Genomic DNA, 21,785 nt, shown 5'->3' with positions numbered 1-21,785 from the left:
GTTGATTGGTATTCGTATTTAAAACGCCAGCGAAATATTTCGCTGGCGTTTTTATCATTAGATTAGTGAAATTAGCTACAACTGCTACCTTTATAACTCACACATTTAACGTTGAGGTGTAACATGGCTGTTTCTGCAATCCCAAAAGGTTACCATGCGGTAACCCCGTATTTGGTTATTGAAGGTGCCACTAAGGCGATAGAGTTCTACAAACAAGCTTTTGCTGCTGAACTTGTAATGCAAATGCCTCTGCCTGATGGTGGGGTGGCACATGCTGAAATAAAAATAGCCGACTCTCATATTATGCTTTCTGATAATTGCCCTGATGTGCAATTTAAGTCGCCGCAACAACTTGGCGGTACGCCGGTGAGCATTATGCTGTATGTTGAAGATGTCGATGCTGTTTTTGCTAAAGCCTTATCGCTTGGGGCGAAAGAGCTGCGTCCAGTACATGACCAATTTTATGGCGATAGGTCAGGGACTCTAGAGGACCCTTTTGGTCATATTTGGACTATAGGGACACACAAAGAAGACCTCAGTGAGCAAGAGCTTATGCAACGTATGAGCGAGCTTATGAGTAAAGAGCAAGATGCTTAATACCTATCTGCAAATTATAGTTAATCATTTTGTTCTGATATTCAAATCCGGATAAGAAGGGTATTCGTATGTATGTTAAAACATATGAGTTATCCCATGAAAAAACGAGTTTTATATTGGCTACAAAATGATTTACGCCTAGCTGATAATGAAATTTTATCTGAATTAGCAGATTTTGCTGGCGAGCTTGATTTAGTGTTTGTGATTGAACCGCGTTGGTTTAGGCAAACTAATTACCAACAGAAGCCATATGGGGAACATAAGTACAACTTTTTACTTGAGAGCCTATCTGCATTTGCAAACGCAGTTGAGAATCTTGGCCAAACACTTCATGTGATCACAGGTGAGCCTGAGTATGTAATCAGCCAGCGTTTGCAAAAATATAATATTGAAACATTGGTTTGTACCGAGCAAGTTGGCGTTTATGAGCAAAAACAGCTCGAAAAAATTAAAGCTATATGCCCTCAAGCTGCCGTGAAAACTTATCAGCAAGATACCTTGTTTAAAGCAGCGGACTTACCATTTCAGCTTGATGAATTACCAAAAAATTTTACCGCCTTTCGTAAAAAAGTAGAAGCTGAGCCAACCTTTATAGCTGCACCGCGACCTGCGGTCAGCCGATTACCTCACCCAGTACAGTTATGTGCTGAACACAATATTGCTGACGTAGTTACCCAGTCAGCTAGCTTCAAAGGAGGTTTATTTGCAGCTCAGCAACATTGCAGTGCGTACTTTTCCTCAAAAGCACCAAGCAGCTATAAAGAGACTCGCAATGAGTTAGATGGCTTTAGCAACAGCACTAAGTTTAGTGTTTGGCTTGCTGGAGGCACAATTAGTGCTAAACAACTGTATAACGAAGTTGAAAAATATGAGCATCAAAACGGTGCAAATGAGTCGAGCTATTGGATAAAGTTTGAATTGCTATGGCGCGAATATTTCAAATGGCATGCACTGCAAGCGGGAGCAAAGCTTTTTTTATTCAAAGGTCAAAAGCAAAATGCGCCGCTAACAACGTTTAACAGCCAGCGTTTCACTGCTTGGTGTAATGGCTGCACTCCATTTCCATTGGTAAATGCGATAATGCATGAACTCAACACAACAGGCTTTATATCTAACCGCTCGCGGCAGATTGCGGCAAGTTGTTTGGTTAATGAGTTAGCTCTTGATTGGCGCTATGGTGCTGCTTACTTCGAACAGCAACTTATTGATTATGATGTGGCTGCAAATTGGGGCAATTGGCAATATATTGCGGGTGTCGGTGTCGACCCTAGAGGTGGGCGTCACTTTCATATCAATAAGCAAACAGCGCTTTATGATCCGTTGTCACGTTACATTCGCAAATGGAATGGCGAGCAAACGACCACAACGCTTTTTGACTCGGTTGATGAGGTTGACTGGCCGTCAAGGTGAAAAATACCAATCCGCAATAAATCTGTAAGAGTATATTTATTTGATTATATTTTAGTATTTTTTGCCTTTTTAACTAAAATAATGAATAAGACTTAATTGTTTATCATTAGGCTAGTTATTAAGGCAGATTATGGCATTTAGTGAAGCTTACAATGAACTAAAGTCGCAGCTAGGACTAGATATTGCACAGTTGCTTCTCGAAAGTGGTGATGTGGGAGTTTGGCTCTGGAATGTGCAAACAGGCGAAACAATTTTTAATGATAAATGGGCAGATATCATTGGCTATTCTCTGTGCGAACTAGAACCCGTTTCAATTGATACTTGGCTTACCTTTGCTCACCCTGAAGACTTAGTGAAATCTGAGCAATTATTAAATGAGCACTTCGAAGGTGAATCAGCGCGATATGTTTGTGAAGCGCGTATGAAACATAAACGAGGCCACTGGGTTAAAGTGCTTGATAAAGGCCAAGTACAAACGTGGGATAAAAACGGTAATCCAGAATGGATGGTTGGAATACATATTGATATTACGGAACAATGGCAAAAAGAACGCGAAATTGAATTCCTACATCAAGAACTAAAAAAGTTCACTGATAACCTCCCAGGCTTTGTTTATCAATATGTAATAGACAATAAAGATGAAGCGTTTTTCCCATTTGCTACATCAAAAGTATTTGATATCTATGGCTGCTCTCCCAAAGATATTGAGTCATCAGCAGATAGAGTTATGCAAGCGATACATCAAGATGATCTGGAACGTATTGTACGAAGTATTGAGCATTCACGCGCAGAGCTAACTGATTGGTGTGAAGTGTTTCGCGTTAACCACCCCAAAAAAGGACAGATCTGGATTTCGGCAAAATCATCTCCGATAGCCCGAGCTGATGGCAGTGTAGAATGGAATGGTTATTCTGAGGATGTTACAGAGGAAGTTAAAAGTAATGAACGAATTAAACTATTAACGGCTGTTTTTTCTACAACTAGCCGAGGGATTCTGATCACCACCGCTGAGTCTGTGATTGTTGATGTAAATCCTGCTTTTGAGCAAATAACAGGGTTTAAGAAGCATGAGGTAATAGGTAAAAAACCTTCAATACTTTCTGCAAAGAAGCAACCAGATGAGTTTTATCAACAAATGTGGACTGAGTTGCTTGATAAAGGCTGTTGGCAAGGAGAGGTATGGAATAAGCGAAAGTCAGGAGAGGTGTTTCCTGAGCAATTATCCATAGATGCACTGTATGATGAAAATGGCTTAGTTTCTCATTATATCGGTGCATTTGATGATATCTCTTCGGCGGTAGAAAAGCGCCAGCTTCTCAATGAGCTAGTTAATCAAGATCCACTTACTAAGCTATTGAATCGCAGAGGACTCGATATTCAATTGCGTGCTTTCTCACAAAGAACGCCAGCAGAGCATAACCAATTTGCATTGATCTATCTTGATCTTGATAATTTCAAACTCGTTAATGATACATATGGTCATGAACAGGGTGACAATTTATTACTGGACATTAGTCAGCAATTGCGTTTACAAATGAGAGATAAAGATGTGCTATCGCGCATTGGTGGTGATGAGTTTGTTATTGTTTTACCTTCATTAACAAAGGCTAGTTTGTGCCAAGATATAGCGCTACGATGTCAGCAGGCGGTTAAAAAAGTAGCGCAAGATTATGAAACGGTTCAGCCGGTAAGTGCGAGCTTTGGTATCGCCATGTATCCTTTACACGGACACAGTGCAAAGGAACTTTTGGCCATCGCTGATAAACAAATGTATGAAATGAAATTGGCTCTAAAAGTCTCACCACTCGGTTGATATTTCAACACTAGGCAGTTTATTCAAAAGCGGAAGTAATGCGCGTTCTTTGCGCAAATCTATACGCTCGTTTTCTAAATCTTTGCGTTCTCGATAAAGCTCTTTTTGCTGAGTATTATTAAGGTGGTTACTGTTTAGCTCGCCACGAATATCTTTTAATCGACGGTCGATATCGTCAATACGATTATCAATATAACTCAGTCTTTGTTGCACTTGATATCTATCGTTACCTTCTTGCCATGCTTTACGAAACGCTGTGCTATTACAGACACCATTGTATGATGCGCCTTGCATGCCTAACGTAAAGCCATTTTCTGGTTCACAGTATGTAGCGAGGCCCTGATCGTATCCCACTTTATATTTAGCAATGTCAGCATTTACACCATACTCACTGCATTGTGATAGTGCATCTATGCCATCGCGATACTCAGTGCCATCTGCACCATGTTTATAACCAATACCATACCAGTCAGCTTGTAAACATTCATTTTTGCTAACCGAGGTGCAGCCTGCTAATACGATTAGTGGCAGTAGAGGAAGAGTCCATTTTCTCATTAAAATCTCAGCTTATGATATTAATAACTGAATAGATTCTAGCCCGAAAAGTTCGTTGTTAGAAAGCTGTTTTTACTTCAAAGCAATTAATTCAAAATGGATGGCCTGAACTTCATTCACCATTGGCAGAATTTCTGAGCAACACGTAAATTAGGCTGAACATTCTTTAAATGAGTTAACTGTAAGATGCAAAGTAAAGTGAAATGGCAGCGCTTTATCAATAAATGGCGGTCAAAAAACATAATTTTAAACCATAGCTTTAATAGTTCTGTGGGCGACATAAGTTTTGCGCTATTCAATTGCCATTGGGTTTGATGCTTGACGGTTATTGGGCAAGGCAAGTGTCCTGGGTAAGTTTGCCAAGGCGCAAGTAAAGCTCGTGGGTAATCGGTTTTTAACCATCGTTGATAAAAACGGTGTTTGCGAACATACTCCACCGGTAAACCCAACGGATACTGTAGGACCTTCCACGAATAAAATGGATGGAAAAACTCCATTTTAAATTCGCAAACCTGCTCGTTAGGAACACTCAAATGGTGGTGTTGATCGTTAAGCAGCAAGAATAATTGAAATGCTTTTTCAAGTGGTAATTCAGCGAGTGGTTCGAAGCTAATTTTTAAGTTAGCTATCAGTTTTTGTTGTAATTGTTCAGCATTATGAACAACTGACTTAGGTAAAAAAGCGTATTGTTGTTTGAGGTAAGCACTGATTAGTTTATCTAAGTTGTTTTCTTTTGCTGCAGCATAAATTTCATCACCGTAATAAATAAGCCCGACCCCAACACTACCGCCATTTCCTGACCAGCTTATTTGTGGTCTGCATACGTTAGTGAAATCTTGATGTTTCGCTTTACGCCAATATTTGCCAAGGCGCTGTTCGACAGATAGCCGCTGGGTGTCTGAAACTTGTATTACTTCTAATGGTACTGCATTTTGTGATGCATATTGTTTAGCACAAAATAGATCTTGGCTATCAGATTGCGAAAAGTTAAACGACTTCAATTGCACGCCTTGGCGCAATAACTCACTGTTAATAAGCCTAGAGTCTAAACCGCCAGATAAAGTGCTAAGAATGGTTTTATCTTTATGTTTTGCCTTTGCAACTAAAGTTTTAAAAGCCTTTGAGATCCCTTCAATTGCATCTGGTGCAACGAGCTTTTGTTTTGCAAGTGATACCCAATCAAAATATCTTTTTCTAGTTACACCCTGTTTTGCATTAAAGCATAGCATTTCACTTGGGTATGAGCATTTTACGTCTTTAAACGGCGTATGATCTAAAAGAGGATAACCAAGCACGGCAAGCTCAGTTAATGCATCCGGATTGTTCTGTAGTTGGATATCCAACTGCTTGAATAAATTAAGGTTAGTGGAAAATAGTAAACCATACTGTGTTTGTAAGGTATAAAAAGGTTTTAATCCAAGTGGATCAGTCGCTAATGTTAGGCGCTGGCTCTGCAGATCAAATTGACAAAAGCTAAATACTCCTTCGCATTGCTGCAAAGAAAAGTCGAGAGACTCGCAGCCCGCAAGTGTAATTAGGTCCTGTGTTCTAGAGCTTGATATGAGAGGGTGTCCAATGAGTGTTGCAATTTGCGACTCAGTTCGCAACCAGCTCGCCTGCTGATAGGCATCAAAATCATACTGAAAAATGGCTCCATACTCGCAATTAAAAAAACGAACATGTTTTTCTTCATAGTTACTAAATACATTAGCTAGTTGATTTATATACTTAAAGTCAGTTTTATCTGAATCATTGAATTGGAAATAACCTGCAATAATAGCCATGTTAACCACCTTTTCGTTTGCTAACTTATTAGTAAAGTTGCAAGCCATAGGCCAAAACGAATAAAGGCCTTAAACAAGGCCTTTGGTAACATTACAAAATTACAAACGCAGATCAGCGATTGTTAAGTTGTTGGTTGATTTCATCAAATATACTCGCATCATCAATGGTAGATGGAATTTGTAGTTCTTCACCATCGACCAATTGGCGTAAGTTCTTTCTGAGTATTTTTCCTGAACGGGTTTTTGGTAGGCGCTCAACATGCAAAACATTCTTTAAGCAGGCAATGGCACCAATTTGATGCCTTACAGAATGGACTAGCTGTTGCTCGACTTCTTTGCTATCGCCAAGGTAATCGTCTTTGAGCACTATCATCGCCATAGGTAATTGCCCTTTGAGTGCATCGTTAACGCCAAATACTGCACATTCAGCAACAGCAGGGTGGGCTGCAACAATTTCTTCCATTTCACCGGTTGATAAGCGATGACCCGCAACGTTAATTACATCGTCGGTACGACCCATAATAAATAGATAACCATCGTCATCAATATAGCCACCATCACCAGAGAGGTAATAACCCGGATACTCGCTTAAATAACCCGCTTGAAAGCGTTCATTGTTTTGCCAAATTGTTGGTAAGCAGCCAGGAGGTAAGGGCAGTTTAATTACCACCGCACCATTTTCGTTTGCTGAGCACTGCTGCCCATTCATATCAAGAATTTGTACATCAAAGCCCGGTGTTGGCACTGTTGAGCTACCCGCCTTAGTGGCAAGCTGTTCAATACCAATTGGATTACACGCAATGGCCCAACCTGTTTCTGTTTGCCACCAATGGTCAAGTACGGGTAAGCCGGTGTTGTCTTTTAGCCATTCATAAGTGGGAGGATCTAGGCGTTCACCGGCCAAGAATAAACGTTTTAAACTCGAAGTATCGTATTGTTTAAAGCCCTCGGCGGTAGGGTCTTCTTTTTTAATAGCGCGAAACGCAGTAGGAGCACTGAATAAGGCGGTGACTTTATAATCTTCTACAACACGCCAAAACGCACTGGCATCAGGGGTTCTTATGGGTTTGCCTTCATAAAGTACGGTAGCGCAGCGATAAATAAGCGGTGCATATACAATGTATGAGTGACCTACCACCCAGCCAATATCAGAAGCAGCCCAAAATACTTCGCCGGGTTTCATGCCATACACGGTCTCCATGCTGTAATGCATTGCAACAGCGTGACCACCGTTTTCTCGAACCACCCCTTTAGGTGTGCCTGTGGTGCCTGAGGTGTAAAGAATATAAAGCGGGTCGTCACCTGCAACCGGCACGGCATCGACTGAACTTGCTGCATCAGAGGCTGATTGCCAATCGATGTCTCGGCCATCTTGCATCTCGGCAATGGCTTGCTCACGCTGAAAGACAATACAGTGTTCAACAGTATGCTGGGCGTTTTCGAGTGCTTCATCAAGCAGTGGTTTATATTCAATCACATGATTGATTTCGACCCCGCAAGACGCAGTAAGCACAAGCTTAGGCTTTGCATCATCAATACGCACCGCGAGTTCGTGCGGTGCAAAACCACCAAATACAACGGAGTGAATGGCACCAAGGCGAGCACACGCTAGCATACCAATAACCGCTTGTGGGATCATTGGCATATAAATGACTACACGGTCACCTTTGCTTACGCCAAGGGATTGCATGAGTCCTGCAAATTTAGCAACTTGAGTTTGTAACTCGCCATAAGTGTATTGTTGTTTAGTATTGGTAACAGGGGAGTCGTAAATTAGTGCAGTTCGGTCGCCATAGCCTGCTTCGACATGTTGGTCGAGGGCTAGATAACAAGTGTTTAGTTGACCATCGGCAAACCAATGGTAAAAATCATTATCGTCATATTGATAAGGGGCACTTGGCTCTTTAAACCAAGGAATTCGTTTACTTTGCTCAAGCCAAAACTGACCCGGATCGCGCTGGAACTGTTGGTATTGTTGTTGATATTCGCCCGCCATTGTGAGGCTCCTATACTTTTTAGTGAGAGATTTGTACAACGTACTAAAAAATATAGGGCGGTTTTTGATTAAATAATATGCGACCTTGGTCGGCATTAATGGGGCTAAATGTCGTGAAATCGCCCGGATTTGGGGCGATTTCAGGGAATCGAGATGCTAATTAAACCTGTTGTTCACTAATAAGCGGTAAGCAAATAATGATCTTAACGCCACCTAACTCACTGTGCTCAGCCTTGATAGTACCTTTGTGCGTTTCTATTAGGCTTTTACAAATCGCCAGTCCTAGGCCTGAGCCACCCGTTTGGCGGCTACGTGATTTATCAACGCGGTATAAACGTTCGAATATTTCAACTAACTGATTGTCGGTCACACCGGGTGGGGTATCTTCAATACTAAAAGTAATACTCTGCGCTGAGGCTGTCGCTACAAATTTAATTTTGCCGGGTTTATCAGTATAAAAGGTGCTGTTTGATAAAAGATTAGCCAGTACTTGCTTAATTTTATCGATATCCCATGTCACCTTTAAATCAGCAGTAACATGAATGTCACTGGTAAATTCAAAGCCTTTGCTTTGTACAAAAGCAGCAAAGTCTTGCTGCCAAACGGATAATACATCAGCAAGTAAATAGGGTTTTAGGTTTAGGTATAGGCTATCTGAGTCTGCTTGTGCTAGTTGGTGGATATCACGGATCAGTACATTGATATCGGTTAGCTTTCGATTAATTGCATCGTAAGAGGCATCAACGTCTTTTGCGATATTGTATTGCAATGCTTCAACTTGCAATTGTAGCGCTGTGAGTGGTGTGCGAATTTCATGGGATACATCGGCTAGTAAGCGGTTCTTCTTATCAACGACTTCTTGTAATAGTTGTGCTCGCTCGCTGGCAAGTTTACGCTTTTTAAATGAGCGGTAACCAAAGCCTGATATCAATAAAATCACACAGCTTAGGCCGAGTAACCAGGCTTTAAATTGCCATTCACTTTCGCTTAGTTGTGCTGCTTGAATTTGTTTATCTGCACTTAATTGGTTTATTTCTTGCTGATTTCGCATAAAGGCGACTTGGCTTTGCATCGCGGCCACAGTTAAGTCGTGCTGATTTTTACCCGTTTTATTTTCAAGGGTTTGATAGCGGCTTTGCGATTCAAATGCCTGTTTATAAAGTTGTAATGCAAGGTAAGAGTCAGTGAGTAATTTATTTAAGCTAATTTGATCTTCGACATCTTGTAACTCATTAGCCTGGTTTAAGGCCTGTTCTGCGGTTTTAATTGCTTTTGCATGGTCATTAAGAGCTTGATAGATACGTGTTTGGGTGATCGCTAAAGACACTAAATGGGAGCGGAAATTAAAGTCAGTGGCGATTGCCATGGCGCGATCAATATAGGCTTGCGCTTCACTAATGTTATTTTGTTTTAGAGCAATTAACGCCATTAAATTATATGAACGGCACAATCCTGTGTTTGAAGATGAGGTTAGATAATAGCTAATCGACTTTTCAGCATAGTCTGTGGCTGTTGTAAGCTCACCTTGTTTTAGCGCTGCATAGCCGACCTTCATGGCACTATTACCGATATCGACTTTAGAGCCAATTTCTAAATCCAGAACGTGCGACATTTTAAAGTGCTTTAACGATTGGGCACTGTCACCCATACGTCGATAAACTTCGCCAATTTCATAAAGTGCATCAGCAATGCCTTTTTTATCGTCAAGTTTTTGATGTAAAGAAAACGACAAAGTAAGATTGGCTAGTGCGTCGTGGTGGTCACCAATAATTGCTTCAATAATACCTAAGTTCTGCAATGCAGAGGCATAAGATTTATCGTCATCAAACTCTTGTAAAATATTGACTGCTTTTTGTGCTTCATTGAGGGCAGCTATGTACTTATCTTGCCAGCGTAAAATGGCTGCTAATCGCTCATAGGACTGGGCGATCAGCACTGAGTTATTTATCTGTTTGGCAATGGATAATGCATCGCGGTAGTGTTGCTCTGCCTTAAGAAAGTTACTTTTTCTGCCTTGTGCGTAACCTTGAATAAGCATTGCTCGTACTGTTACTGACTGGTTATTGTGCTTTTCCCCGTAATCAAGCAGCTGCTCTGCATAGCTAAGAGCTTGGTCATAATCGCCACTGCCCATATTCATAAATGCCAGCGATTCGAATGCATCTTGTATGATGTTAGGTTCATTGGAAAGGGTCGAGTCGTTAGTTAATTGCTCAAATATTTTAGTGGCTTGGTTTGGATTACTGTTACGTAACAATTGTGCTTCGTTAAGCTTCTCTAAGGCTTGTTCAGGGGTAATAGCAAGGGTATTTAGCGATAAGCAGCTAAGCAAAATAGCTAAAGCTAAGCCTTTGTAAGATGATTGCGTGTTTTTCATTATAATCTAGGTAAAGGCAGATGCCATTTTTGTAAAATTGCTTGGTATTGACCGTTTTGTTTCAATGCTTTTATGGCATCACTCAATTGCATAGCAAGTTGTTTGTCCAATTTTAGATTCGCGGCTAAATAAAGGCCTGATGGGTAGTCGTCTAAGTGGAGGCTCTTATTAATGTCACTAGGGAGAACTCCTGATAACGCGAGTTCGTTTTGTAAGGTCAGGGTGTTGGTTAGTACAAAATCAATTCGTCCTTTCTCTAGCATTTGCCAAAGTTGATGGTAATGACTGACCAGCACCAAATTTTTATTTTCATTAAAGCCGGCTTGTTTCAAATAATGTTCACTTGAATAGCCACGAATTGTTGCCACACGATATTTCTTTGCTTGTTTTAAGCTTTTTAGTTCGTGGTTTTGTTTGGCAAGCCCAACTAAATAAGCATCGGCAAAATAGGTTTGTGCTAGCCATTGGAATTTATATTCACGAGACTCATTTTTTAGCAATGAAATCATCAATATGCTTGGGTCATTTTGAAACTCATGAAAAGCTCGGGCCATTGGCATAATTGCGAATTCGCCAGCGATGTTTGTTTTCGCTAGGGCAGACTTTATCACTTCAACAAGCGCACCATCGGCTTTACCTTGTTGATTTTTAAAATGGTATGGGGGTAAATCTTCGGCAATAAAGGTCAGTGTTTTCGCCGTTGTAGCACTACTGATAAAGCAGAAGATAATAACAATCAGCAATGAACGAAGAAGCATAAAGAACCTACACCTTTAAACATATTGTTAACATAGTAATGAATATTAATAAAAAGGTATAGGTTTTTAATCGGTGAGTCGGAATTAGTTGTTCTTTTTGCTTCGTGGCGCACCGAGTAAAATACCGATGTGGCAAACACAGACAGATAAAAACGCACTCAATCCTAATGCACCGCCGTAGCCATGTAAGCGCGGCACGAGGTACTCAAACAACAAAGCAAATAGTAATGACGCAATGGCTAATGTAAAAATGCCAAAGCGTTTTGGTGCGCTCATACCGATGAAAGTACCACCGAAAAATGCCACGCTGTATAGCTCAACATCAACGGGAAATAGACTCAAAATCGCAAATGCAATAATGCTGGTGGCCGCTGATGCGCGAATGCCGTCGAAGCGATTATGATGTGCTAAAAAGTAGGTTGAGTAAGCACCTAATAACGCTGTTATCGCAATAAATATATTCATCAAAAAATCCCTTTTGCAAGCATATAAAGCGCCACACTGGCAAAAGCCACACTACCAAGTCGGCCGCCAAAACCTGCAAATAGATTCATAGTCAAAATATAAAGACTGGCACCGATCAATGAAATAAGACTTAGCTCCCAATAACTGTTTATTAAACTTGAAGAGCACATGCCAGCAAAGCTACCAGCGTAAATGGCCGCATAAGGGTGTGATTTTAACGTTCTTGAAAAAGGTAAAAACGTACCGATTAAGCCTGTCGCAGCAGCGGCTACAACAATAGGAACACGAAAATATTCGTGTAAGACGAAACAGATAAAGCAGCCAAAAAAGAAACAAATATACTTTATTAAAAAAAACCGAAAGTGCTCAAAGCTACTCATGTTTTTAAGCTTTGCTGTGTAATTTAAGATAAAAAGCTTAAGTGATTTCATACTCACTTATAGGTAGTTAGAAAGATAGTGATTTTCACATTATCTAACCACAAAGTACAATTATAAAAGGCATCTGACTTTGCAAGATGCCTTTAAAAATTATGATTGCTGGTGTCGTGGTGACCTAATGCTGTGGTGCCCATAAAGAGATACGATAAGAAAACATCCAAGTGGTACAACAAACGAAACCGCAGTGTTAAAAGCATCTATGGTTGCGGCTTGGATCAGAGGTAAAAATGCGCCCCCTAAAATTGCCATTACTAAACCAGCTGCACCAACTTTTGCATCTTCGCCAAGGCCTTCAAGTGCTGTGCCGTAGATGGTTGGAAACATCAAAGATAGACAGCTTGAAATAGCTACAAGTGCGACTACGCCCACTAAATTCACTTGTGTGGTAACAATAAAACAAAGCACGGCTGCAATTAAAGCCATAAAACGCAGTAATTTAGCGCCGCTAATAAAGCGCATTAGCCATGTCATAATGAAACGAGATACTAAAAACACCAACATCGAATATTGTAAGACTTGGCCGCCGGTAACTTCTGTAGTGTTAAGTGCTTCCATGGTGTAGCCAATGGTGTAGGTCCATACACAGGTTTGCGCGCCAACATTAAAAAATTGTGCCAGCACACCAAATCGATAATGCTTGTTTTGATACAAATGTTGAAAGGTCTTTTTAAGTTTACGCGGCTGCGATGTTACTTTTGTTTCTGTTGCAGGAGAGCGGCTAAAGAAGATACATAGCCATAGTAAGATTAAGCAACAGGCCATACCCACATACGGCACCATCACAGCATCGAGCTCTGCACTCACAACGGTTTTTAATTGCGCTTCACTCATCAGGGCACGGCTTGCGCTATCAGCTTGATTTAAGTTCGGTAAAATCAACGTCGCCGCTAAAAACACACCAATATTAGTACCAACAGGGTTAAAGGCTTGTGCTAGGTTAAGTCTACGGGTGGCTGTTTGCTCGCATCCTAACTGCATGACATAGGGGTTGGCAGAGGTTTCTAAAATAGACAAACCACCAGCAAGAATAAACAAGGCCAATAAAAAGTGGCTATAGAGCATGGTTTGACTAGCAGGGTAAAACAATAAGGCACCACAAGCGGCCATGGCTAAACCCACTAACAGCCCTGTTTTATAATTAAACCGTCTATTGATCATGGCCGCCGGTAAAGCTAAGCAAAAATACGCGCCGTAATAACTAAACTGCACCAGTGCTGATTGCAACGCACTCATAGAAAATGTTTTGCTAAAAACTTTCACTAATGGGTCTGTCATATTGGCCGCAGTACCCCAAGCAGCAAAGCAAATCGTAAGCAGAATAAAAGGCCAAAGCATTTGGCGCGATACAATAGCGGACTGTGTTTGCATAGTTCACCAGGTTAATGTGTTCATATTGTTGTGGCCGACAGTATTCACGACTATAAATAATAAATCAACCTAGTTGATTTATTATTTTGACTGGTAGATAGTACTGCAAACAGGTCTAATAGGCCGCTTATCAAGCTTGTATCAAGAAGGATGTTATGAAGAGCAGTTTATCGCGAGCATTAAGAAGCAATAACGAGCGCGCAATCTTAAGTTTAATTAGGCAACAGCAAAGCATGCCTAAAGCACAAATAGCAAAAGCGTTAGCCTTGTCTGCTCAGGCGGCAACAGTGAATATCAATAAGCTTGAAGAAGATAAGCTATTGCTTCGTGATGCACCTGTTAAAGGCCGAGTAGGGCAGCCAAGTGTGCCGTTTAGGCTCAACCCAGATGGTGCATTTAGTTTTGGTTTGAAAATCGGGCGACGACGCTTTGACCTGATACTCGTTGACTTACAAAGCACGCAAAGGACGTCTGTATCTGTTGAGGTGCATGAAGCATCGGTTGAAGAGCTTAAATCATTTTTAGAAACACATATCCCAAAGCTAATCAGTCAATTAGAGCCTGAGCTGCGCTCACATGTGTGTGGGCTTGGGGTCGCTATGCCGTTTGATATTTGGCAATGGCAAGCCGCTTCAGGCTCAGCAACCAATACACTTAGTCAGTGGCAAAACTTCGACTTAAAAGGTTACTTAGAAAGCCAGTTCCAGCTCCCTGTTTATATTAGTAACGACAATAACGCTGCCTGCTGTGCAGAGCTAAGCCTTGGTAACCCTAATAACTACAGCGATTTTTTGTATGTTTATTTGGGGGCTTTTTTAGGTGGGGCTGTGGTGATTAACCAGCAACTTCTCGAAGGTAAAAGTGGTAATGCCGGTGCTATAGGCTCAATGCTAAACACTGATCGTGAACAGTTACTTAGCCAATGTTCATTACTTTCACTGCAAAGCGAGTTTGATAAGCTGCAGTTGGGTATTTCAGTGTATGAGCTAACAGACAGTCAGTTTTCAGATCATAAACGACTTGTTCAGCCTTGGCTTGAAAAAGCCGCTGAGGCTATCAGTATTGCCATGCATAACAGTTTAAGTTTATTAGATATGCAAGCTGTGATTATTGATTCGCCGTTACCGAGTAAAGCACTTGAACAGCTCAAGCAGTTATCAATTGCCGAATTTGCACGTTTAGATAGTCGTGGACTACGTAGCTGTGAAGTGGGTTTAGGCGTGTGCGGGGAAAAAGCGCAGTCGATAGGTTCTGCTCAACTTGCGCTTAGTCATCATTATTTTTAAGAGGAGTGAGCACCTCACTCCTACTTAATTCATTACTTCTGATATTGTTTGAACCACGCAAGCGTGTATTCAATTTTCGAAATCATACGTGATGGACGACCCGCAATACCATGGGGTGAGCCCGGTACACGAATAAGCACGGTATCTACCTTTTGCAGTTTTAATGCTTGATAGAATTGCTCTGATTCTGAAATTGGCGTGCGGCGGTCTTCTTCACCTGTCATGATCAATGATGGTGTGGTGACGTTACCCACTAATGAAAGCGGCGAACGTTTCCAGTAGTGCTCAACATTATCCCAAGGCATGCCAGGGAACTGGTTACGAATTTGACCAATATAGCTGTCAGCTGAAAGCGTTTTACTTAACCAGTTGATCACAGGCTTGGTAATTGCCGCAGCGTTGAAGCGGTTTGTTAAACCAACCGCATAAGCCGTTGCAATACCACCTGCTGAACCACCCGCAATAAATAGGTTATCTTTGTCGATAAAGCCTTTAGCAATCATGGCATCAACTGCTGAGTTGTGGTCAGCAAAGTCTTCTTCTGAACTGTATTTACCATCTAGCAGTAGTGCAAAGTCTTTACCGTAACTTGTTGAACCACGGTAATTCACATACACAACCACATAACCTTCAGCGGCATAACGTTGTAATTCAGCAGTAAAGCTTGGGCCATAGGCTAGGTGTGGGCCACCGTGAATTTCAACCATTAATGGGTATTGTTTGTTTTCATCAAAATCAGGTGGCGTAATGTACCAACCTTGAATAGCTTGGCCATCGAACTGTGACTTAACATTTAGTTCGTGCACTTTACCAAGCTTTTTATGGCCTAACACATCTTCATTTAATGAAGTTAGCGTTTTACTTTTACCCTTGTATAGGTAGCCTAAATCAGCTGGACGGTACTCGCTGCCTGTGGTGTACGCAATAGCGCCATTATTGGCCATGCTGAAACTACCACTGATATACGGACGACCAATTGAAGTGCCCGATACCGTATCCGTTAAGTCAGTGACCTTACCGCGGCTGTTTACTTTAGCAAGCTTACGCTTACCAAAATCATCGTACTGAATAACAAAGTCGCCGTCGCCTGACCACTTATAATCAGCCACTGAACGGTCTAATTTTTCAGTAATATGCTTGATTGATTTATCGTCTAAATCGAGCATAGATAGTGTTGAGTTAATGTAAGGCACAGGGGCGTTGTCACGCGCAACAAAGGCTAGTTCATCACCGTCTTCAGCGTAACGCGGGTTACTCTCACGGCCTGGTAAATCAGTTAGTTGCGTAAGCTCGCCTGATTTTACATTGATTTCATAGAGGTCTGACTCAGTTGTGCGATATTCCCACTCATCATTGCGATCAGCAGAAAAAGCTAGTTTTGTGTTGCTTGGATCCCATGCCAGTGGGCCATAATGCTGATAATCACCCGATGTTAATTGGCGTGGTGTGCCACCCGAAACCGGAATAACAAAAACGTGACGATATGAAGGCTCTAAAAAGCCAGCGCCATCAGCTTGATAGCGTGCTTTTTCAAACACTCTCACTGGTTTTGACCACTCAGCGCCTTTTGGTTTTTTCGGTAATTTGACTGATTTAGCGAACGCAGATTTACCTTCAGGAATGCTCATAGTGAAAGCAATTTGTGCAGAGTCATTCGACCACGTTAAGTTTCGTACTGATTTTGGTAGTTGCGTTAATAATGCTTGTTTATCTTGCGCTAACCAGTAAACGTGAAGTTGATTTGAGCCGCTTGAATTGCTGGTAAAGGCAATTTTCTTGCTATCAGGAGACCAAGTAGGTTGGCTGTAGTTATGCTCATCTGAAAACAGCGGTGTGTGTTGACCTGACTTTAAATCGTACAGCCAAAAACTACGCTTGTTACCATCTTTCATGATGTCGTAGCCGCTGCGCACATAAACGATTTTTTTACCGTCAGGGCTTATTTGTGGGTCGCCTGCGTATTCAAGTTGAAAAATATCTTCAGAGACAAACTTGTCGTTAGCATATACTTGAGCCGTCGTTGCTGCGCACAGCAAACTTGCTCCAATAAGAATTGTTTTTTTTAATTGCATGGAATGGTCTTTTTTTAGCCGTAAAATTTTATCCTAAAAGCAGACCATTTACTGCGCAAGCACATTGAGACCAAAATGCCGTAACGAGAGTTAAATAGACTCAAACTCGATTTGTACTTGCTAGTAGCTGATTTTAAAGGCTTAGGCAAACTTAAAATAGTCATCCCAACGCGCATCTAAACGCTGTTTGGCTTTGGTTAAATCAACGGCTGTATAAACGTCATTTTGTTGATGAATCAGCTCAAGCCTTACTAGCTTGTCTAAAGCGTCATCAATTTCAAAGTCGAGCTGGCAATGATGTTGTTCGTTAAACCATTGCTCAATTTGACTATCTAATTGCTGTGCAGTCATCGCTGATTCGCTTTTTAGTAAAAAGGTATAGGCGAGCAGCGCTTCTTTAACATCTTCTTCTTCAGCTGCATCGACTAGGGTATGAAAAACCCCGGCGTTGTTATCGAGGTTTTTAAAATACAAATTGTCGGCCAGTGCTTTCATAAAACGAATTTTGCGGTTTTTAAACTTGCTCCACTCTTTGAATATAAAGCTGCCAAACACCCCCATGCCGATTGCAAAGGTAATAAAGTGTTGCTGACTCATATGCACTTCTTCACTACGCCAACCACCCCAAAAGGCAATCATAGCAATCAGGAGTAAAATTGACGCACCTAATTTTGTGACCAGTACCACAGCTCCACCAATCAGTGCTGATGAACCAATAATCAGTTTATCTATTGGACGCATTTTTACTTCGCTATTCGGAAACAGCATTTCTAAATCGGCTTTTGGCACATTCTGGAATAATTTGACGATGGTTGAGTTTGGCTCAAAGCCTACCGGCATTTTGCCTTTTTCTAAAAAGTACTGCTCGTCTTTAAAGCGGATGAATATGGCAACGCGGTCATAGTTAGTAAACTGAATCTGCTTTTTCTTAAGCCCCCAAAAACTGCGTAGCGTCTCGGTTTTTTGTGATTCGCCGCGACGGTAAAAGACCACTTCTGCAAAGTCATCAAACTCAACGGCTAAACGTACTTTAAATAAAGACTCTTCATTCAGTGCATCTTGTAAGTCTTGATTGGTAATGGTTTCAAAATTGGCAGCATTGAGTACGGTGGCAAAGTTTTTTGCAAAGGCAGATTGGTAGCTGGCACGTTGCTCGTTGGTAATCGGTGTTAGCGTGCGGGTGTCGCTATTTGGGTCAAATGGCGCATAGTTGTTTTTTAAAGACTCCAGCAGCTCGTGATATTGATAATGAGTCACGCTTTGCAAAAGAGTAGCAAACTCCATAAACGAAGCTAATTGCGGCTCACCCAAGTAAGCTTGGCAAAGATTTATGATGTCGTGTTTTCGAAAAGGGATGAATCGCGCGTTGCTCATAGATTTGTGTAATGTCATTAAAACTGGCTGGGATAATAAAAAAATAACGACAAAATTGCGACCGTTAGTGGCAAATGGCATGAACTTAGACTTTTTTACTGACTAAAACGGCTTATGTTTAGAATATTTACTCCAGTAAAAACGCTGGTTTTTCCCCTTTATAGTGGCTTTATCATGCACTTTTAAATTTGCTTTGCTAATGTTTAATTCATTGCAGCAAGTTGTCGTGATTAATTATGAATAAGCAAGCACCCCCTCCAGAAGTAAAGGCTGAGTTAAATTCAGTACCTCTTGTAGTAAAGCAATTCTTTATTAGCTTTTTTGTTGTCGTTTTATTGATGATAGTCGTGACTTATTTGTATAACTTTAATCGGCTTGAAAGTGATGTTTACTTAAATGGTGTGCTCAGTGATGCTATTAATTTGCTCATTTTGATTTGTATTTTTGCGTTTGTGCAAACTTCGGTGGTTGCTAAGCGCAGTTACTTATTTTTAAGTGTGGGTATCTTCCTTTGGAGCGTCGGACTTACATTTGATTTTTTAGATGAGCTGGTGTTCCAACCAATCTGGGTCGGCATTTATATCGAAGATATTACCCGCACCTTAGGGATGCTTATCACTGGGTTTGGTCTTTATTTAGCGCTTACTGATTTAGCTAAAACCCGAGAGCAGCTCGAAGAAGAGCTAAAAACCGATGTATTAACAAAGGCGTACAATCGTCGTTATTTTTACCATTATGTGCAGCAAAACCAAAGTAAACCACATAGTTTAGTGATCGCCGATATTGATCATTTTAAGGCGATTAATGATGAATATGGCCATGATGTAGGCGATCAGGTATTGATAGACTTTGTTTATCAGTGTCACCAAGCATTAGGAGAAGACGTTCTATTTGCGCGAATTGGTGGTGAGGAGTTTGCAATGTATGTTGCCACAGATGATGCAGATGAATTACATGCTACCTGCGAGCAACTGCTGAGCCTTGCCAGTAATGTGATGGTGACACCGAGTAAAACGCTCAGCGTGAGTGTTGGTTCAGCGATCAAACGTGCTACTGAGACCTTTAGTAGTACCTTGAAACGTGCTGATCAAGCGCTTTATTTGGCTAAAAATCAGGGTCGTAGTCGCTATGTTCATAAACCGTAAGGGACGGTTAAGACTTTTTGTTGTAACCTAAAATGCAACAAAACGATTAAGGATGAATAATGGCGATTGCAAAAAAGCTTAAGCAAAAAACACGGCAGTTTATTGACTCAAAACATATGCTTAAATCGATTACGGTGGCATCATTTTTAGAGTCAACCATAGTGCCTATTCCTCTTGAAGCTGTGCTTATTCCGTTAATGCAAGCCCGCCGTGAAAAGCTTTGGTTAATTGCCTTAATGGCGACCATAGGTTGTATAATCGGTGCTATTTTTGGCTATGCCCTTGGCTATTATCTATTTGATGTAGTGGGCGATTGGGTGATTAATACCTTCTCAAACCCTGAGCAATTCGAGCAAGTTAAGCAAAAAATGCAGGCACAAGGCTTTTGGTTTGTATTGACGCTCGGTATTGTGCCCATCCCATTTCAAATTGCCATGCTTGCCGCTGGGGCTACTAAGTATTCGATTTTTCTATTTTTACTGGCAACGGTCATTGCGCGTTCAATTCGCTACTTTGCTCTAGCTGCCGTTGTTTATTACGCGGGTAATCAGGCTGAGCGAATTATTCAAAAGCACAAAACCAAAGCCTTAGTGGCTATTTCTGTGTTAGTACTGTTACTTTGGTGGCTAAGTACGCTCATTTAATACACTCATTTAACAAATAAAAAATACTGATTAGGGTTATCCTGTCTATACTTTTAATTAAGGAAAGCGCTTAATAAAAACAACAGGATGACCCATGAATACCCTAGTGGCTGCACTGCCTATTTTGGTGCTGATCTGGATGATGGTAAAAAGCAGCCCCATCGCCTCTTATATTGCCTTACCCATAACAGCGCTACTCGCTGCTTTACTGCAACTGTTTTACTTTCAAGCTGATTTAAGGCTGTTGCTTGCTAATTCGTTTGCTGGTGTATTGTCTGTTATGACGCCTATTTCGATTATTGCTGGGGCTATTTTACTTAACCGCATGTTGGCAATATCAGGGGCCGAAACCACGATTAAACATTGGCTCGAATCAATTAGCAGTAATCAAGTTGCGCAGTTGATGATCATTGGTTGGGCGTTTGCATTTATGCTCGAAGGCGCATCGGGATTTGGCACGCCAGCGGCCATCGCGGCGCCCATTTTGGTCGGGCTTGGTTTCTCGCCTTTTAAAGTGATTATTTTCACTCTTATTTTAAACTCGATCCCCGTATCTTTTGGTGCAGTTGGCACACCAACATGGTTTGGCTTTTCAGCGCTACAATTAGATGATGGGCAAGTGCTGGCTATTTCAAGATGGACGGCGCTTTGTCATGTTATTGCTGCTTTGGTTATTCCTATGATTGCGCTGTGTCTTGTTTTACCACTAAAAAAGGTGCGTCAAAATAGCGTATTCATTTATTTAAGTGTGTTTTCATGTGTCTTACCTTATTGGTTGTTTGCCCAGTGGAACTATGAATTTCCATCACTGATAGGTGGCGCAGTGGGTCTATTAGTCACTATCTATTTAGCAAGTCGGGGAGTGGGTTTAGATAACTCAGCTGTAAATGCACAAAGCACGAAAGGCAAAGCTGAGTTCACACCCAAAGCGCTATTTTTAGCATTATTCCCGTTATTACTTTTGATTGTTGTGCTGGTGATAACCCGTATTCATCAGTTGGGAATTAAAGCATTGCTTAACGACGAAACGCTATGGGTGAGTATTCATTTGGGCTTCGCACAATTTGAATTAAGCAAAGCACTGATCTTATCTTTACATGAGATATTTGGTACCTCAGTGGGGTGGTCGTATAAAACCTTGTTTGTACCAGCCTTGATCCCGTTTGTATTGGTGGTGCTGATCTGCGTGCCGTTACTTAAAATGAGCAAGCCACAAGTAAAGCAAATGTGCTCCGACACCTTAGGCCGTATAGCTATGCCATGTATTGCTTTGATCGGGGCGCTGGTGATGGTGAATGTTTTAATGCAAGGCGGCCATAATGCGCCCATATTTTATATGGCGAGCACCTTTGCAGATTTAAGCGGTGAGCACTGGGTGTTATTTGCCTCATACTTGGGGGCACTCGGCACTTTCTTTTCAGGTTCGGCAACCGTATCTAATCTTACCTTTGGCGGTATTCAATATGGTATTGCACAGCAAGTGGGCTTGTCAGAAACCTTAGTGCTTGCGTTGCAATCAACGGGGGCGGCGATGGGGAATATGATCTGCATTAGCAATATTATTGCTGTAGCCAGTATTGTTGGAGTGAATAATCAAGAAGGGCCCGTGCTTAAGAAAACCTTTTTGCCTATGCTGATTTACGGTGCAATTGTAGGATGTTTTAGTTATCTATTTTACTGATTAAACATGTTCAGATAAAA

Annotated in this window: 17 protein-coding genes; 7 read left to right on the top strand and 10 right to left on the bottom strand. The window is 41.3% G+C overall.

Translation table 11 applies throughout. From position 1 onward, the window contains the following. Window positions 1-123: 123 nt before the first annotated feature. The 3 genes from AOG27_RS04845 (at window position 124) to AOG27_RS04835 (ending at window position 3,820) form a co-directional block, all read left to right on the top strand. The gene (locus tag AOG27_RS04845) at window positions 124-597 is read left to right on the top strand and encodes a VOC family protein (RefSeq protein WP_054551851.1); all 474 of its coding nucleotides are present in this window, start codon (window positions 124-126) and stop codon (window positions 595-597) included. A 96-nt stretch (window positions 598-693) separates the two neighbouring features. Continuing rightward, entirely contained in the window at window positions 694-2,007 is a 1,314-nt protein-coding gene (locus AOG27_RS04840; protein WP_054551850.1) for a DASH family cryptochrome, read from the top strand. A 130-nt stretch (window positions 2,008-2,137) separates the two neighbouring features. Next, the gene (locus AOG27_RS04835; RefSeq protein ID WP_054551849.1) at window positions 2,138-3,820 is read left to right on the top strand and encodes a sensor domain-containing diguanylate cyclase; all 1,683 of its coding nucleotides are present in this window, start codon (window positions 2,138-2,140) and stop codon (window positions 3,818-3,820) included. Here AOG27_RS04835 and AOG27_RS04830 read toward each other — a convergent pair. From AOG27_RS04830 to fucP, 8 genes are all read right to left on the bottom strand, one after another. Further along, complete coding sequence (locus AOG27_RS04830) at window positions 3,806-4,375, bottom strand: DUF2799 domain-containing protein (protein WP_054551848.1); 570 nt, start codon at window positions 4,373-4,375, stop codon at window positions 3,806-3,808. The genes AOG27_RS04835 and AOG27_RS04830 overlap by 15 nt on opposite strands. Window positions 4,376-4,491: 116 nt before the next feature. Then, window positions 4,492-6,159, bottom strand: coding sequence for a hypothetical protein (locus AOG27_RS04825; protein WP_054551847.1), 1,668 nt, complete (start codon window positions 6,157-6,159; stop codon window positions 4,492-4,494). A gap of 112 nt (window positions 6,160-6,271) precedes the next feature. Next, window positions 6,272-8,155, bottom strand: coding sequence for a propionyl-CoA synthetase (locus AOG27_RS04820; protein WP_054551846.1), 1,884 nt, complete (start codon window positions 8,153-8,155; stop codon window positions 6,272-6,274). A gap of 160 nt (window positions 8,156-8,315) precedes the next feature. After that, window positions 8,316-10,532, bottom strand: coding sequence for a tetratricopeptide repeat protein (locus AOG27_RS04815; protein ID WP_054551845.1), 2,217 nt, complete (start codon window positions 10,530-10,532; stop codon window positions 8,316-8,318). Further along, window positions 10,532-11,290: a substrate-binding periplasmic protein gene (locus AOG27_RS04810; RefSeq protein WP_054551844.1), complete on the bottom strand. Its 759-nt coding sequence runs from the start codon at window positions 11,288-11,290 to the stop codon at window positions 10,532-10,534. Before AOG27_RS04810 ends, AOG27_RS04815 begins: the two co-directional genes overlap by 1 nt. Before the next feature lie 84 nt (window positions 11,291-11,374). Further along, entirely contained in the window at window positions 11,375-11,755 is a 381-nt protein-coding gene (locus AOG27_RS04805) for a hypothetical protein (protein ID WP_054551843.1), read from the bottom strand. Then, window positions 11,755-12,135, bottom strand: a complete 381-nt coding sequence (locus AOG27_RS04800) for a hypothetical protein (RefSeq protein ID WP_171041543.1) — start codon at window positions 12,133-12,135, stop codon at window positions 11,755-11,757. Before AOG27_RS04800 ends, AOG27_RS04805 begins: the two co-directional genes overlap by 1 nt. Window positions 12,136-12,285: 150 nt before the next feature. Beyond that, complete coding sequence (fucP, locus tag AOG27_RS04795) at window positions 12,286-13,563, bottom strand: L-fucose:H+ symporter permease (RefSeq protein ID WP_054551842.1); 1,278 nt, start codon at window positions 13,561-13,563, stop codon at window positions 12,286-12,288. Between the two features lie 155 nt (window positions 13,564-13,718). On the opposite strand from fucP, the gene AOG27_RS04790 reads away from it, so the two are divergent. Beyond that, on the top strand, window positions 13,719-14,849 hold the full coding sequence (locus AOG27_RS04790; RefSeq protein ID WP_054551841.1) for an ROK family transcriptional regulator: 1,131 nt from the start codon (window positions 13,719-13,721) through the stop codon (window positions 14,847-14,849). 32 nt (window positions 14,850-14,881) lie between these two features. On the opposite strand, the gene AOG27_RS04785 is transcribed toward AOG27_RS04790, so the two are convergent. Both AOG27_RS04785 and AOG27_RS04780 read right to left on the bottom strand, forming a co-directional pair. Continuing rightward, a complete protein-coding gene (locus AOG27_RS04785) occupies window positions 14,882-16,921 on the bottom strand; it encodes a prolyl oligopeptidase family serine peptidase (RefSeq protein ID WP_054551840.1) in 2,040 nt (679 codons plus the stop codon). Between the two features lie 141 nt (window positions 16,922-17,062). Further along, window positions 17,063-18,295, bottom strand: coding sequence for a TMEM143 family protein (locus AOG27_RS04780; protein ID WP_054551964.1), 1,233 nt, complete (start codon window positions 18,293-18,295; stop codon window positions 17,063-17,065). 236 nt (window positions 18,296-18,531) lie between these two features. Here AOG27_RS04780 and AOG27_RS04775 point away from each other — a divergent pair, with 236 nt between their 5' ends. The 3 genes from AOG27_RS04775 (at window position 18,532) to AOG27_RS04765 (ending at window position 21,765) form a co-directional block, all read left to right on the top strand. Next, window positions 18,532-19,440, top strand: coding sequence for a GGDEF domain-containing protein (locus AOG27_RS04775; RefSeq protein WP_054551839.1), 909 nt, complete (start codon window positions 18,532-18,534; stop codon window positions 19,438-19,440). 59 nt (window positions 19,441-19,499) lie between these two features. Beyond that, complete coding sequence (locus tag AOG27_RS04770; RefSeq protein WP_054551838.1) at window positions 19,500-20,084, top strand: YqaA family protein; 585 nt, start codon at window positions 19,500-19,502, stop codon at window positions 20,082-20,084. A 94-nt stretch (window positions 20,085-20,178) separates the two neighbouring features. Next, window positions 20,179-21,765 (top strand): L-lactate permease, encoded by a 1,587-nt coding sequence (locus AOG27_RS04765; RefSeq protein ID WP_054551837.1) that lies wholly within the window; start codon window positions 20,179-20,181, stop codon window positions 21,763-21,765. Window positions 21,766-21,785 lie beyond the last annotated feature (20 nt).

This window comes from Pseudoalteromonas lipolytica (genome assembly GCF_001306915.1).
GTDB classification, from domain to species: Bacteria; Pseudomonadota; Gammaproteobacteria; order Enterobacterales; family Alteromonadaceae; genus Pseudoalteromonas; species Pseudoalteromonas simplex.
This window is presented reverse-complemented; position numbering and strand designations above follow the sequence as displayed.